Annotated in this window: 15 protein-coding genes; 6 read left to right on the top strand and 9 right to left on the bottom strand. The window is 34.6% G+C overall.

Going from position 1 to position 15415, the window contains the following annotated elements; translation table 11 throughout:
- Window positions 1-6: 6 nt before the first annotated feature.
- A complete protein-coding gene (locus tag IPJ83_01330; protein ID MBK7879189.1) occupies window positions 7-1365 on the bottom strand; it encodes an alkaline phosphatase family protein in 1359 nt (452 codons plus the stop codon).
- 96 nt (window positions 1366-1461) lie between these two features.
- Between IPJ83_01330 and IPJ83_01325 the strand changes: the two genes are divergently transcribed.
- Both IPJ83_01325 and IPJ83_01320 read left to right on the top strand, forming a co-directional pair.
- Complete coding sequence (locus tag IPJ83_01325) at window positions 1462-2091, top strand: carboxypeptidase-like regulatory domain-containing protein (GenBank protein MBK7879188.1); 630 nt, start codon at window positions 1462-1464, stop codon at window positions 2089-2091.
- A 119-nt stretch (window positions 2092-2210) separates the two neighbouring features.
- Window positions 2211-3113 carry an ROK family protein gene (locus tag IPJ83_01320; protein ID MBK7879187.1) on the top strand — a complete coding sequence of 301 codons (903 nt, stop codon included), beginning with the start codon at window positions 2211-2213 and terminating at the stop codon, window positions 3111-3113.
- Between the two features lie 12 nt (window positions 3114-3125).
- Here the strand turns inward: IPJ83_01320 and IPJ83_01315 are convergent, their stop codons facing one another.
- Window positions 3126-3971, bottom strand: coding sequence for an Omp28-related outer membrane protein (locus IPJ83_01315; protein MBK7879186.1), 846 nt, complete (start codon window positions 3969-3971; stop codon window positions 3126-3128).
- A 10-nt stretch (window positions 3972-3981) separates the two neighbouring features.
- A complete protein-coding gene (locus tag IPJ83_01310; protein ID MBK7879185.1) occupies window positions 3982-5619 on the bottom strand; it encodes a hypothetical protein in 1638 nt (545 codons plus the stop codon).
- Between the two features lie 79 nt (window positions 5620-5698).
- On the opposite strand from IPJ83_01310, the gene IPJ83_01305 reads away from it, so the two are divergent.
- On the top strand, window positions 5699-6187 hold the full coding sequence (locus IPJ83_01305) for a TlpA family protein disulfide reductase (protein ID MBK7879184.1): 489 nt from the start codon (window positions 5699-5701) through the stop codon (window positions 6185-6187).
- A gap of 331 nt (window positions 6188-6518) precedes the next feature.
- Here IPJ83_01305 and IPJ83_01300 read toward each other — a convergent pair whose 3' ends face one another.
- The 3 genes from IPJ83_01300 to IPJ83_01290 are packed head-to-tail and all read right to left on the bottom strand — an operon-like array spanning window position 6519 to window position 8013.
- On the bottom strand, window positions 6519-7226 hold the full coding sequence (locus tag IPJ83_01300) for a leucyl/phenylalanyl-tRNA--protein transferase (GenBank protein ID MBK7879183.1): 708 nt from the start codon (window positions 7224-7226) through the stop codon (window positions 6519-6521).
- 5 nt (window positions 7227-7231) lie between these two features.
- Complete coding sequence (locus tag IPJ83_01295) at window positions 7232-7534, bottom strand: ATP-dependent Clp protease adaptor ClpS (GenBank protein MBK7879182.1); 303 nt, start codon at window positions 7532-7534, stop codon at window positions 7232-7234.
- 5 nt (window positions 7535-7539) lie between these two features.
- On the bottom strand, window positions 7540-8013 hold the full coding sequence (locus IPJ83_01290; protein MBK7879181.1) for a redoxin domain-containing protein: 474 nt from the start codon (window positions 8011-8013) through the stop codon (window positions 7540-7542).
- 128 nt (window positions 8014-8141) lie between these two features.
- On the opposite strand from IPJ83_01290, the gene IPJ83_01285 reads away from it, so the two are divergent.
- A complete protein-coding gene (locus tag IPJ83_01285) occupies window positions 8142-9035 on the top strand; it encodes a DMT family transporter (GenBank protein ID MBK7879180.1) in 894 nt (297 codons plus the stop codon).
- A gap of 53 nt (window positions 9036-9088) precedes the next feature.
- Here the strand turns inward: IPJ83_01285 and IPJ83_01280 are convergent, their stop codons facing one another.
- Together IPJ83_01280 and bshA are read right to left on the bottom strand one after the other, a co-directional pair.
- On the bottom strand, window positions 9089-10273 hold the full coding sequence (locus IPJ83_01280; protein MBK7879179.1) for an acyl-CoA dehydrogenase family protein: 1185 nt from the start codon (window positions 10271-10273) through the stop codon (window positions 9089-9091).
- A 73-nt stretch (window positions 10274-10346) separates the two neighbouring features.
- On the bottom strand, window positions 10347-11474 hold the full coding sequence (bshA, locus tag IPJ83_01275; GenBank protein ID MBK7879178.1) for an N-acetyl-alpha-D-glucosaminyl L-malate synthase BshA: 1128 nt from the start codon (window positions 11472-11474) through the stop codon (window positions 10347-10349).
- Window positions 11475-11552: 78 nt separating this feature from the next.
- Between bshA and IPJ83_01270 the strand changes: the two genes are divergently transcribed.
- Entirely contained in the window at window positions 11553-12446 is an 894-nt protein-coding gene (locus IPJ83_01270; protein ID MBK7879177.1) for a MerR family transcriptional regulator, read from the top strand.
- A gap of 288 nt (window positions 12447-12734) precedes the next feature.
- On the top strand, window positions 12735-14420 hold the full coding sequence (gene lnt, locus IPJ83_01265) for an apolipoprotein N-acyltransferase (GenBank protein MBK7879176.1): 1686 nt from the start codon (window positions 12735-12737) through the stop codon (window positions 14418-14420).
- 6 nt (window positions 14421-14426) lie between these two features.
- On the opposite strand, the gene IPJ83_01260 is transcribed toward lnt, so the two are convergent.
- Window positions 14427-15413, bottom strand: a complete 987-nt coding sequence (locus IPJ83_01260) for a PorP/SprF family type IX secretion system membrane protein (protein MBK7879175.1) — start codon at window positions 15411-15413, stop codon at window positions 14427-14429.
- Window positions 15414-15415: the final 2 nt, after the last annotated feature.

The raw sequence follows: 15415 nt of genomic DNA, 5'->3' as shown, positions 1-15415 counted from the left end.
GAATGATTATTTCTTGTTATAGCTGATATCGCTTTCCTTGATGACAAATTCCCTTCGTGATTTTCCGTTGATATCTACAAATTCAATTTTAATCTCTCTTTCTTTACTTGGTCCAGATATTGAAAATCTACCATAATTATGTTCTTCTAAAAGGATATTATTTACTCTGAGGGGATTGTTTATTTCTTGTCCCCAAACTTTACTAATTCCAGCTGTAAGGGACGAAGTCGTTATATCATACAACGGATATGAATTAAGTCTTTCAAGTTTAATAATTTCGCTGATATGTTTATCTCCAGAAAGAAAAAGCACACCATTAATTTTGTAAAATTCTATAAACTCCAAGAGTTCTTCTAATTCAACTGGATAATTAGCCCAGCAATCTCCTGAAGAGGTTTTATTAAGAGATTGAGATCCATTTACAATTATCTTAAATGTGTTTGTACTATTAAGTAGACTATTCTTTAACCAGCTCATTTGTTCTGGCCCAAACATTTTCTTTTCGGGATTTGGCTTATCTCCAATATATGGGTTCATATTATCTGAAGTTCTCCACGTTCTGTTATCCATTAAAAACAGATCCACATCATAATAAGTGACTTTAGTATAGGTACCTTTCCCATGAAAACCGAAACTTGGGTTTGGAAAATATGCTTTAAAAACTTCTCTGGCTTCCTCTTTTAAATGATATGAGATACCTTCATTATTTGGACCATAATCATGGTCATCCCAAATGCCAATATGGGAAGTTGATTTTAAAAATTGTTGTACAACGGGAGTTGCCCGATCATGAGATGCCCTATACCATAATCCCCATTTACTTTGAAAGTCTGGCTCTCTTGTATACCAACTATCTCCTAACCAAAGCATAAAAGTTGGTTTCTCCTTTGCCATCGTTGTGAAGATGATTGAATCAGATCCATATGGTTTACCTGGTCTGTCAAACTCCACATCATTTACATAATTACAACTACCAGCTAAAAATTTAAAGTCTGGTGCAGATTTTCTCCATTTCCATATTTCCTGTGTTTTAAAGCTACCATTAGCACCATGAATTTTTGTTTTCTTATTAAAAACCTGATAATTATATTCTGTCCCTGCAATCAGATCTACCAAATCATACTCAAAAGTTTCAAAAGAAAATGCTTTGTGGGTTGTTACATATGCTTCTTTAACTTGACTGGGTAGGTTGGTTGGCCAATACTTAAGTATTAAATTAGCACCTCCTTCTGCTTCGCACCATATTTTGGCAGTTCTGTATTCTACATAGGCCAACATTGGTCCACTTTTAATCTGTGCACCAATTTGATTGAAAGTATAAAAAATATACAAAAAAATCTGAATGGATTGAAACGACTTTAACATTTGGCTATCTTATTAAAAGGTAAATATACGACTCTAGTAGATAGTCACTGATGCCCAATAGAATATCTGTTTTATCTTTACGTTATCTTCAGGAAAATGAGAGTTTTTGTTTTATTTATTGCTTTTCTTTTTTGGTGGCCTAATTATGTGTTTACCCAAAATTATAGACTTGTCCAATTATCTGGTATGGTCATGACTGATTCTGATGGAGAACCAAAACCATTGCCCTTTGCTGAAATTAGTATTTTAAACACCAGCAGGGGAGTTTATTCAGATGTAAAGGGTTTCTTCTCCCTTGCTGTAGAAAATGGGGATACCCTGGTATTCAATTATATTGGATTTAAACCGGCATATTTTACCGTTCCAGACAGTCTTCATAAAGACCATTATACTATTTTTCAAATTATGACCAGAGATACTATATTTCTGCCACAAACTGTTGTTTATCCATGGCCGGACAGGGAGTTTTTCCGCCAAGAGTTTCTTGCAATGGATATATCTAAAAGCATGGAAGATATTGCTGCAGCAAACTTAGCTCAGGATAAAATTAGAAGATTAATGGAAATCACACCCGCTGATGGTCGTGAAACTTCCAGCTTATACCTTTCTCAAAATGCACAAAAATATTACTACGCTGGTCAATTTAAGCCCATGCAAATTTTAAATCCTATGGCTTGGATAGAATTTTTCAAAGCTTGGAAAAGAGGCGATTTCAGAAAAAAGTAATTTTAGATTTCATAAATTTATTTCATTAAATTAAATCCCTTAAACTCAAGAATTTAATTAAATAAAATTTATTTCATCATGAGATTTTGTTAGAACTGCCTTACCTTAACAAAAAATTTATGTCGGATCTTTGTTGGGGTATTGATATGGGTGGAACCAAGATTGAGGGTGTAGTATTGCAATCAAAACCTAATTTTAATATTATCAGTCGCCTTAGAGTTCCTACTGAACAAGAAGGAGGTTATGAACATGTCTTAAATCAGTTTAAAAAATTGGTAGATATGTTAAGAGAACAAACGGGCAAAAAACCTATTAGAATAGGGGTAGGCACTCCTGGTATAATTGATACAGATACCCAACTGATAAAAAACAGTAACACCCAATGTATTATTGGGAAACCCATGAAAAAAGACTTAGAAAAACTTTTAGGTATCGAAGTCAGAATGGCTAATGATGCAAACTGTTTCGCGATGGCAGAAACACATCTTGGGGTTGTCCCGGACTATGTAATAAATCCTGAATCTGTTTTTGGTGTGATTATGGGCACTGGTGTAGGAGGAGGAATTGTGGTTCATGGTAAAGTTCTAAATGGAAAACATGGAATCAGTGGCGAATGGGGACATAATTGTCTAGATGAATCAGGTGAAATGTGTTACTGCGGTAGAAGGGGATGTGTAGAAACATTTCTTGCCGGACCCTGGACTGAAAAGTATTTTACAAAAATCAGCGGTGAAAAAAAGTCCATGAAAGATATTTATAGCTTGTACCAATCTGGCGATGACTATGCAGTTCAAACCATAGATAGATTAATTCATTATTTTGGTAAAGCGATAGCTGTAATTATTAACATAATTGATCCGGACATTATAGTATTTGGTGGTGGTTTAGGTAATCTTGATGTGCTTTATGAAAAGGGTAAACCGGAAGTTAAAAAACATCTCTTCAATAATGACCTCAAAACCATTTTTGCAAAACCAAAACTTGGTGATAGTGCGGGTGTAATTGGAGCTGCACTTTTATAAACTTTTAAAACCTCATAATTTTATTTTACTTTCTGCGGCCTGAATCACATACTTTTCCTGCTCGGAATAACTTAAATATCCAACCGTGGAGCAATGTTCTGCAACCCATAATTTGTTTTCTGCAGGTAGGGTGTATTTGAATATTTTACTTTCACTCTTACCTTCTTCTAGTGAATTTATCAATAAATCTCCCGCAACTGGGGTGAGTAGCTTGCGCAACACATGCTCGTGCACATAATCCTTTAATACTCCAGTTTGATTTTTCTGAGAAGCTGAAATTTCAGATTCAGTTATCAATGCATGAATATAGATTGGTTTGGAAATGGTGCGCAATGCTGTGGCGGTTAAGGTAATTTCTAATTCTCGAGTTGTTGAGTCATACCTATTGCTAATCTTAAGTTCAGCTTCATTTATTTCTTTCAACTCTTGTTCTACAAAAGTGATCCAAGTGTCAGGCTTACCTATTCTAATTCCATTTTGGTTATTAAATTTCCTTCTGTTAAACGCAGCTTCTGGTTTTCCAAGCCAAGCACCAAGAAATGTCTCTATAGCTTGTGCCTCTGGAGTTCTTAAATCGACTTCTCCAAGTGTAGCTGGCGCTCCTAAAAAATTGGAATGAATTCCAACTGCAACAATATTGTCAGGATATTTATCTATTATCCCATTGAGTTCAGCCGTACCTGAAGGGCAATTCGGACATGAAGCTCCTGTAAATTCTTCCACCAATAAAACCCTTGAAGACTTAATTCCACCACTTGTAGGCAATTGGATTGGTTGTTCCCAATCCGCACATGATTCTAACAATAATAGTGTACAGATATTGATCAAACAAAATCCTAAAGCATAAATCTTTTTCATAAATTGTAAATTAAAACGTTGAAGTAATTGATGCCCTAAAACCACTAAATGCAGGTTCCAACCTACAGATACCACCAGAACATACAATTCCTTGAATCTGTTTAACGTATCTCAGTCCAAATCTGTTATTTCCATAGTTAAAAACCATCCCGGCTGTAGGGTAATGAAGAGCTTTGTTTCCTTTCGGGGAATAGGTGTTATACATATCAGACAATTCGAAGATCCAGTGTGGAGAAATACCTAATTCAACTAATCCATATACCCAAGAACCAATATCATGTTTGTTATGCATATACTGGGATTCAATTCTTAATGAAGTTTTTTCGTTGATGTAATATAAAAGTTCCAAATATGGGGTAATGGTCCTTACATCTTCTTCTCCTCCCTTCCCAAAATACAATTCTATATCCATCCTCTGATGTTGAATCCCGGCTAATATCTGATATTTTTCTTCCATTTTAAAAACTACCTCCGCATTGATTTCCTTATAAAATTCTCTTTTAAAATCTAGATCTCGAATGTCTGAAAAATTGACAGAAAAGTTCCAATGTTTTCCCAGGCCATACTTGAGATCAACCTGATAAGCCATTTCGTTTAGAAATTGTGTGGCGGGAAAATAATAAGCCGTTAATCGATAAGTATTAATTCTGGCCATCGGAGGAATATATGAAACCAATCCGCGATTCAAACTTAACTGCGGCTCCGCACGAAAATCAAAACCATCCGTTCTTTTCCCTTCAATGGTAATGCCCAAATTATGTGCAGCATAACCAAGGCTTGTATAATATACTGATCCTTTACGTTTCACAAATTTACCTATACTGGACTCTCCCTTAGGTAAAGCTCGTACTGCGTTTGGATCATAAAAAACATCATCTGGTTTAAATGCAGCTTCCGCATACCAACTAAATTCCTTAATATGGAAGGTATTAAATAAGGTAAATGCATTGGTATTATAGTTTGGAATAAACTGATCCTTAACTAAATACCCTGCAGAAATGTTCGTGAGGTCTGTTACTATAGCGTCCCCATAAGTTCTGTTTACAAAACCTGCCCCTGGTGCTATTGACCAAATCGAAGAATCATTGGGCTGATAAAAGCCATTTATTGAAATTCCTTTGATAATTGAATTATATGTGGTAAATAAATTCTTTTGTTTACCGGTGAACGCTTTTACATTCCACTGTTCTCCCACTCTATATTTAGCTGAAACCCCTAAAAGTGCGTTATCTAATAATTGTGCCCTTTCTTCGTACGCTCTGTAAATAATCCCTGAACCAATTTGGTCATATAAGTAACCTACTGTTAAATCTAATCGGTCAATTTCTTTATTGATGAACCATCTTCCAATTCCTTGCGCTGTATATGAACTAAGTGGATTTAGTAGATTTGAATTATTGAAAAGATCAAATCTTATTCCCCCATTAAACCCATTATAAGACATATTCAAGTCCAACCAAGACTCTGCTCCAAAAAGCTGATAATCATATTGAGGAATTCCAGCAGCCCCAATTGCACTATCTCTCAAGAATAAATTACCGTTCGTCTGAAAACCGCCACTAATTAATAGTGACTCTTGTGCGCCAACAGTCCAAAAAACAAATACTAATAGCTTGGTTATGAACAGTTTTCTGAATAGGTTAATCATTCGTTAAAATTTTTTAGAAGCCCCAAATTAATGGAAATTTTAATTGAATTTTACGTTTGAATAAAAAACTTAGTGCTTCATGAAAAATCTTGTTCTTTTTTCTTTAATATTTTCATCAGTTTTATTCTCTTTCACACCTGTTCATAGCAAGTTTCCGACTTTAAGTTTAAAAACTCTTGATGGAAAGGCATTTGAATTAAATCAAAAATTCTCTAAAAATAAACTCACTGTGGTCAGCTTTTGGGCTACTTGGTGTTCTCCATGTAAAAAAGAGCTGGATGCCATGAGTAGTCATTATTCAGAATGGCAAAAAAAGGGAATTGAGGTAATTGCTGTTACTATTGATGATATTCAACAAGTTAATAAAGTAAAGCCAATGGTCCAACAAAAAAGCTGGAGTTACACTATTCTTTCAGATGTGAATAAGGACAGTCTAAAAAAATTAGGCTTTCAATCAATTCCACAGACTTTTGTAATTGATGCTAATGGTCAAATCCTTTATACTCATTCCGGATACACACCTGGTGATGAACATGAATTAGAAAAGAAGCTACTGTCATTTTTATAAAAGTTTGCACTCAAGTAAATATCTACTTTGCATTCATAAAGAAGAAGTCTTAATATTGTTTGTGTAAAATTCTAGATAAAATATTTCTATTTACCTTTTTTGAAATATTTTACTTGTATTGTCGATCTCATTTGGTAAACTTAATTTGACAAGGAGAGATCTACAACTGTTTAGGTTAATTGTTTATTTTAAAAGCCCTCTCAAACATACTTAAAGAACTTTGCAGAATTAATAAGTATCCTTAAAAAGATGTTGAATATTTTGAAATTTTAGGTAACAGTAAATGGATAACCTAAACAGGTAGGTTTAATGTTGTGTCCTTTTGCCAAAACTAATTAAGTGTTTGTTTTTGGTCATATTTTTTCCAAAATTCTTTGATTTGAGGATGTAATTTATTGTTCTCTAAAAATGAAAAGAATTCCTCCGCCTCCATCAAGTCTGCGCCCATTGACCTCAAATGATTAGTATCCTGCTGACAATCTATTAACTCAAAAGAATTCTCTTTTAATATCTTACATAAAACTATAAGTGCAAACTTGGATGCATCAGAGACCAAAGAAAACATTGACTCACCACAAAACATTTTTCCCAGAGCAAGGCCATATAATCCTCCTACCAAATTATCCTCTTTCCATACTTCAATAGAATGTGCAAACCCTGCTAGGTGTAATGACAAAAATGATTTTTCCAGTTCCTCATAAATCCAGGTTCCATTTTGTCCGTTTCTGTTGACTTGCCCACATAAAGCAATTACTTCTTTAAAATTTTGGTCTACAGTAAATTGAAATTTATTACGCCTCAATAAAACCTCCATGCTTTTACTTATTTTAATTTCTGAAGGGTAAAGAACTAGCCTCGGGACAGGGCAATACCAAGAGATGGGTTCTCCTTCATTATTCCAGGGAAAAATTCCATTCTGATATGCTAAAATTAATCTCTGCTCACTTAGATCACCACCTATTCCAAGTAAGCCATCTCTATTAGCGAAAGTAGGGTGTGGAAAAATAATTTTATTGTCCGGTATTTTGAAAACCGGCATTGAGCTTAAACTTTAATTTTTTCTATCACTGCTGACAAACCTCGTTCGCACAAACATTCTTTCATAGGTCTAAGCGTGTCAAAAGCCCCTCTTTTAACACTTGCTTTCCCATTAAAATGAACCATCAATGAAAGTTGCTCTGCCTGCTCAAAAGTATGTTTACATACATCGACAAAGCATTCTATAACCCAATCGAATGTGTTCACGTCATCATTATATACAATGATTTCTGATACTTCCCCTGCGTGATCTTCAATTAGAACTTCTTCATCAAGATCCTTCCATATTTCTGGAGTAGAATTGATCATATAAATTAATTTAATGAAGCTAAGGTTTGATTTATAAGTTCGAAATTAGGAATATCTCCTGCATTTTCCAAAATTTCTTCATACTTTATTACTCCCTCACTGTCTATAACAAAAGCCGATCGCTTAGATACCCCTTTAAGACCTAGAAAGAACTCCTCATACAAGCAGCCATAGGAATTCGAAATTGATTTGTTAAAATCAGAAAGCACTATAAATGGTAACTGTAATTCTTCTTTATATTTTTTGAGACAATGTGGACTGTCCACTGATATAGCAACTACTTGAGCATTGACGGTTGTATATCTTGCAATATCATCTTTTATCATGCATAGCTCCTTGGTACATGTTCCTGTAAAAGCAAAAGGAAAAAACAGTAGTAAAACGTTTTTACCTGCAAAATCAGAAAGACTTACCATTTGTTTGTCTGTTGAAACAACTGTAAATCCAGGTGCTTTATCACCAATATTTAAAATTTTCATTCCCCTTCAAATTAAAGCACGCAAAAATAGATATTTGCCTCATATTTAAGCTAAGAGGAGTTAATTTTATTTAGTCTAATACGCCTTTGGTTTCCTCATATCAATAAAATTCTAGCGAAGAGCTATTTATGGTGTCTGAAAAAAAATCTTATTTCTATGTTCATTTTGCCGTTTTTCTATTTGGATTTACAGGTATTTTAGGACAATTAATTGAACTTCCAGCTATCACATTAGTTTGGTGGCGTGCATTACTAACATGGCTTCTTCTCATTCCGTATATGCTTTATAATGGGGCTTTTCGTCAGTTTAATAAAGGTAATTTTATAATTTTTGGAAGAATTGGAATTTTAGTTGCCTTGCATTGGATTTGCTTTTATGGATCCATAAAGCTTGCAAACGCCTCAGTCGCTATGATTTGTTTGGCAACAATTCCTGTCCTGACTGCCTTTTTTGAAGCTTGGACAAGTAGAAAAGCAATTATGTGGAAAGACGCTCTTATAGGATTACTAACTATCCCTGGCATTTTAATGATTAACCAAAGTATTCCCGATAATTTTCGATTAGGCTTTTTCGTAGGTTTACTAGCAGCTGCTTTGTCAGCTCTTTTTGCTAGCTATAATAAGAAGCACATTACCAAAGCGGATCCAATTCTCATAACTTGGATAGAGTTATTGTCAGTTTGGTTATTTATTAGCTTTATTCTACCTGGATTTTATTGGTTTAAACCGGAAAATACATTTTTACCTTCCTCCAGTGACTGGTTTTATTTATTCATATTGTCTTTATTTTGTACCGTTTTTGCTTACGTGTTGGCGTTGAAAGCAATGAAATTCTTGTCCGCATTTTCAGTTATGCTCGCATTCAACATGGAGACGGTATATGGAATTATACTATCAATTGTTTTTCTTCAGGAGCATAAGCAATTAAACGGACTCTTTTATGTGGGTGTTATGATCATTATGGGGAGTCTTTTTATCGATCCCATTATAAAAAAATCAAAAGCCGTTTCTTCTAGTAAATGATTACTTAAGATAAACCTTTTTTTTTGGATTAAAGCGAGCTTATCTAATTCCAATTAATTAAATGCGTTAATGCCTGTTATATCCATGCCTGTTATAAGTAAATGGATATCATGAGTCCCTTCATAAGTAAGGACGGTTTCAAGATTCATCATATGTCGCATGATTGGATATTCGTTGGTAATGCCCATTCCTCCTAAAATTTGTCTGGATTCTCTTGCTACATTTAGTGCTGTAATAACGCTGTTCCTCTTGGCCATTGAAATTTGTGCAGGAGTAGCTTTCCCATCATTTGCAAGTTTTCCCAACCTCCAAACCATAAGCTGAGCCTTAGTAAGTTCTGTTATCATCTCAGCTAATTTTTTTTGGGTCAACTGAAATGAGGCCAATGGTTTTCCAAATTGAATTCTCTCTTTTGAATATCTAAGAGCGGTATCATAACAATCCAAGCCTGCCCCAATGGCTCCCCAGGCAATTCCATACCTGGCTTTTGACAAACAAGATAAGGGTCCTTTCAACCCTTTGACCAATGGAAAAACTTGATTTTTGGGGACCTTAACATCTTCAAAAACTAATTCACCTGTAATAGAGGCCCTTAATGACCATTTTCCATGCATCTCAGGTGCAGAAAAACCTTTTGAATCACTATCAACCACCATTCCTAAAATATCTCCTTCTTCGTTCTTTGCCCAAACTACTGCAAGATCTGCCACGGGGGAATTGGTTATCCACATTTTAGCCCCATTTAAAATAAAACAGTCTCCATCATCCTTAACATTTGTGACCATACCGGCAGGATTAGAACCAAAGTCGGGTTCTGTAAGCCCAAAACATCCTATTAGTTCTCCTGCACCTAACTTTGGCAGGTATTTCATTTTCTGCTCTTCCGAAGCAAATCTAAAAATGGGATACATCACCAGAGAACCTTGGACTGATGCCATGGAACGCAAACCAGAGTCACCCCTCTCCAATTCCTGCATAATAATTCCATATGCGATTTCATCCATCCCTCCTCCACCATATTCCACCGGAAGACTTGGTCCAAATGCTCCTATTTCTGCAAGGCCTTTAAATAAATGAGTTGGGCACTCTGCTTTTTCAGCATACTGCTCAATATATGGTGTGACCTCCTGTTTTACCCATTCTCTTACAGATTCTCTGGCAAGCAAATGCTCCTCAGAAAGAAATTCATCAAGATTGTAATAATCATGTCCATCATACAAATCCTTTCGATTGGCCATATCTTTAATTTTCTGCAAAGGTAAATGCTGAACTTCATAAACTCTAAAGGACAGCAAAGATTCCAAATCAATCTTAAATTCTATCCAAGGTTTTCCAATATGCTTTTTCGTACATCGGTAAAATCTTGCTTAATTCAAATTTCATGGATTGCTGTAAAGCATTGGATTTAAACTGTTCATGTTTCTTCTTGGTACCTAAAATCTTTAGACTCGCATCAATGAAAGCGGGAACATTGCCCACAGGACAATTAAACCCTGAATATCCTTCAACATTCACCTCTGGTAATCCCCCAGCATTAGATGAAACAACCGGAACAGCACATGCCATTGCCTCCAGGGCTGAAAGACCAAAACTCTCGTGTTCTGAGGTCAACATAAAAAGATCGGTTATTGCCAGAAGATCTTCCACAGCATCTTGTTTACCCAAAAAGTATACTTTCTCTTCAATACCTAATTCCCTCACTAAATCCTCCAAACCAGAACGCTCAGGCCCATCCCCAATGAGTAATAGTTTTGAGGGTATTGTTTTGTCAATTTCAAAAAATGACTTGACGATATCTTCTATTCTTTTAACCTTTCTAAAATTTGAAATATGACTGATAATTTTTTCACTCTCTCTTACAAAACGACATCTAAGATATTGATTATCAATTGGTTTAAATCTTGTTGAATCAACAAAATTGGGAATAACTTCAATCTCTCTCGTCAAATTAAATGCTCTTATTGAATCGTCTTTAAGAGATGCAGAAACTGCAGTAACACAATCTGACTCATTTATACTAAACTCAACAACTGGATAAAAGGACCCATCAACACCAACCAAGGTTATATCAGTACCATGTAGCGTTGTAACTAACGGTACCCTTCTACCCTTTTTTGCAAGAATTTCTCTGGCTACAAATCCAATTATAGCATGAGGTATTGCATAATGAACATGTAGTATATCGAGATTATGGTGAATAGAAACATCAACTATCTTACTTGTTAATGCAGTATCATATGGCTTAAAATCAAACAAAGGATATTCACTGGTTGAAACCTCATGATAATAGACATTCGACTGAAAAGAGCCAAGTCGGGCTGGTCTTTTATAAGAAATAAAATGTACCTGATGTCCTTTTGCGGCCAAAGCTTTACCCAGCTCTGTAGCAACAACACCACTTCCACCATAGGTTGGGTAACACACTATTCCTATATTGATAAACTCCTTCCTCATACATTCAGTTAAACAAAAAAATAGATTAAATGTTATCCTCTTTGCAACAAATCAGGGATAAAGTTGGCCATATATTCAATTACGGATTTAGAAAAATTAACCGGCATAAAGGCCCACACCATTCGTATTTGGGAAAAGCGATTTAACATTATTCATCCTAAAAGAACTACTACAAATATTCGATATTATGACGATAATGACCTTAAAAAGGTTACCAGTATTGCATTATTGAATCATAAAGGGTACAAAATTTCTTCTATCAGCATGATGCCTGATAATGAAATTGAAGATATAGTAGCACACTTAAGTGATGTCGCTTCCTTTAATGTGGATTCTATTGATGCATTAACGCTTAGTATTATTCATCTTGACCAAACAAAATTTATTCACATTATTGATAGGCATATAAAGCAACATGGATTTGATCAGACCTTTGAAGAATTGTTGATGCCTCTATTAGACAAACTTCATGACATGTGGCTGGGAGGTTCCATTCGGAAAGCTCATGAAGAATTTGCCATGCAATTAATTAAGCGAAAAATTATTCAACAAATTATCTTATTTGAAGATAAACCAAAACTCAATGAAAATAAGTTCATCCTGGCAATGCCTGGAACTGAAAATCAACAGCTAAGTCGTTTCTTTATCGAATATTTACTTTGTCAGAGATCCATTCCTTCCTTGTATATGAGCAACGATTCCGATGTAAAAGACATAGTTGAAGCAGCTCAAACTTACAAAGCTAAATTCATTTTATGCTTTGTAAATGAAGAACCTACTCTCAATTATGCGAAGGACTTATTACACTGTATACAAAAGGTTCCTGAAAATATTACTCCAGTCTTTGTTGGTTTTCTCGCACCAGAAATAAGTAGATGTAATGCTCAAATCAGAGCAATATACAATTTTGAAGACCTTAAAAATTTTCTAAATTTTTTATCGGGATCCAATGGATAAATAACTTCCAGTTATATTGTAATCCTATTACAAGCCATTGTTTAAAACTTTCATTGGCAGTTAACTTTTAAAAAAATAAAAAGAGTCAATTTAAATGGATGATGATTATATAATCAAAATGGTTTAAGGTATTATACTCTTGCGAAATCTAAAATGCTAAAATATATCTAGAAACTAATTTTTATATGTAATTTTCTGACTAAATTTCTTACTTTGATCAGAATAAAACATTGGTATTTTCCCTCCTTATTTTGTTTAATAATAATCTTAATTTTTTCAGGGTGGAAAATGTATAATCTTCCTTTATGGGGACATCTGCCACTCCTTTTCTTTTCTTCACTTTGGGGAACTGTAGTTCTGTCAATTTATAAATTCAAGCCTAACCCGTCTGAATACATTAAATGTTTTCTTTGGTCTGGCCTTTCTGGTTTGTTTTTTGCACTTTCCTTTCCACCATTTGGCTTGACACCACTCATTTTTGTTGCTTGGGTTCCTTTATTATACTTAAAGGATAAATTCAATAAACTGACTCTCTTTTTCCCTTTTAATACATTTGTTATTTGGAATATTGTTGCAACATACTGGGTTGCAAATGCTGCACTCATTCCAGGTATGGTAGCTATTTGGCTTAATTCATTTTTTATGCTAATCCCCTGGTGGGGGGCAGTTAAATTGAGTAAAAATAAGAATAGTATCAACTACTGGGCCCTAATTTGTTTTTGGATGACATTTGAATGGATCCATTTGAATTGGGAAATTTCATGGCCTTGGCTCACTTTAGGTAATTGCTTTGCTTCTTGGCCTTCATGGATTCAATGGTACGAATTTACTGGTGTTTTCGGGGGAACCTCCTGGATTCTATTATCAAATATACTTTTCTATAAAATATTTTCTGTTTATAAAAATCTTGGTTGGCAGACAATGTTTTCTACGCATAAAAAACTGATTTGGAGTATTTGCTGTGTGCTTTTTATCCCCTTACTTATTTCACTTTTTATATCTCTTAATTATAAAATTAATGGGACGCCCGTTGAAATTGGAATTGTGCAACCTAATCTAGAACCACATTATGAAAAATTTAGCGTTCCTGAATATTTACAATTAAAAAAATTTAGAAAGTTAGCAAAAGAAGCAGTGAGTCCATCAACCCAATTTTTAATTTTCCCGGAAACAAGTTTTGGAGATCCACCTGGAAATATTTTTAGAAGAAACGAATTGTCCTCAGATACCAGAATTCAGGAATGGCAAAATTTTATTAGCAATTATGAAAATCTTAGTATCGTAATGGGAATTACAAGCATCAGAATTGTTGAAAAAAATGAAGGAATTACTAAATTCTCCAGGCCTTTTCGCAATAGCACAGAAGCAAGATTTTATGAACTGGAAAACAGCGCAATAAAGATAAGTAAAGAGGATTCTAGCTTCCAATTATATAGAAAATCAAAGCTAGTTCCTGGGGCAGAAATCTTTCCTTATCGTAAATTCTTGCCATTTCTTAAGCCCTTAGTAGACAAACTGGGAGGTTCTCCAGCTGGTTTAGCCATTCAAAAAGAAAGATCCATAATATCAAATCATAACTTTAAAATCGCACCAGTAATTTGCTATGAATCCATATATGGTGATTACATGCGAGGTTATATGAAAAATGGGGCACAAGCAATTTTTATAATGACCAATGATGGTTGGTGGGACAATACCCCAGGTTATAAACAACATCTTGCATTTGGTGCATTACGCGCGATAGAATTAAGAAAACCTATTGCTCGCTCAGCTAATACAGGAATATCTTGTTTTATTGATCCCAAGGGCAACATTCATCAGGCTACAAAATATGGACAAGATGCGGCAATAAGAGGAATTTGTAATTTCAATGAAACGGTTACAGTCTATTGCAAAATTGGTGATGCATTAGCATACCTTGCTCTCATTGGCACAATATTATTGATAATAATTTCCTTTTTGAATAGAAATTAATTCCTTTTAGTTCTTTACATCTCCAATACTTTCCTCCCCGTTATTCATTTTTGGTTTAGACATTTGTTTGCCTTTGCCAAGATCAAATGACAAGGTTAATTCATGTGAACCATTATTGAAACTTTGGAAGGATTGGTATGACTGATCATAAGAATAATAAAATCTAAACTGTTCTACCCTTACTCCGCCTAAAAATGAAACCCTACTGTCCGAAGGGCCAAAGCTATAAGTGAATCCAGCAAACAATCGGTCATCAAGCATATTAGCCACCACATTTAAATCTGTTCCAAAAGGAACATCACTAATTTTTCTTACGCAAACTGAGGGTTCTATGCTCATTCGATAAGATGGAACATTCCATTTTACCCCTAGAAAACCAATAAAATTAAATGGCTTATTCTCATCTGATTTTTTGTTATCCAATCTGGATAAAACAAGTTGAGGTAAAGTAATACCTATCCTGAATTTATCAGAAAAATCAGCCCAAAAACCTAAATCTGCACCAAAAAAGTTCTCTCCATTTACCGCAGCATTTATTATCCCATCAGAAGCTTGATGCAAACCATCTGTGATCGCTTCATTGTCCAAGCTGTACTGGATATAAGAACCTGATAAACCTAAGGACATTTTTGTGGTTTCTGTTGCTTTAAAATTATAGGCATAATTAACCTGACCTGTGAATCGATTTGCTACACCAAAATTCTCAGAATATATGATTCCACCTAAACCCATGTTTTCCGCTGGACTACCATTAATTCCAAGGGTTAATCCTTTAGGTGATCCTTCAAAACCGGCCCAGTGATTTCTAAAATTAAAAACAATTCTATTTATTTTTTCAAATCCTGTATGTGCTGGATTAATCAAGAAAGGATTAAGAGTATAGTGATTATATACAGCTGGAGTTTTTAATGCAACAGCATAATCTTGTGCCTTAATAGATTGGCCAAGAGTCACCAGAACTACAAATATTATAATTGAATTAATTGATTTCATTT

This window comes from Candidatus Vicinibacter proximus, assembly GCA_016713905.1.
GTDB classification, from domain to species: Bacteria; Bacteroidota; Bacteroidia; order Chitinophagales; family Saprospiraceae; genus Vicinibacter; species Vicinibacter proximus.
Note: the sequence above shows the minus strand (reverse complement) of the source record. Positions and strands in the feature narration are given on the sequence as shown.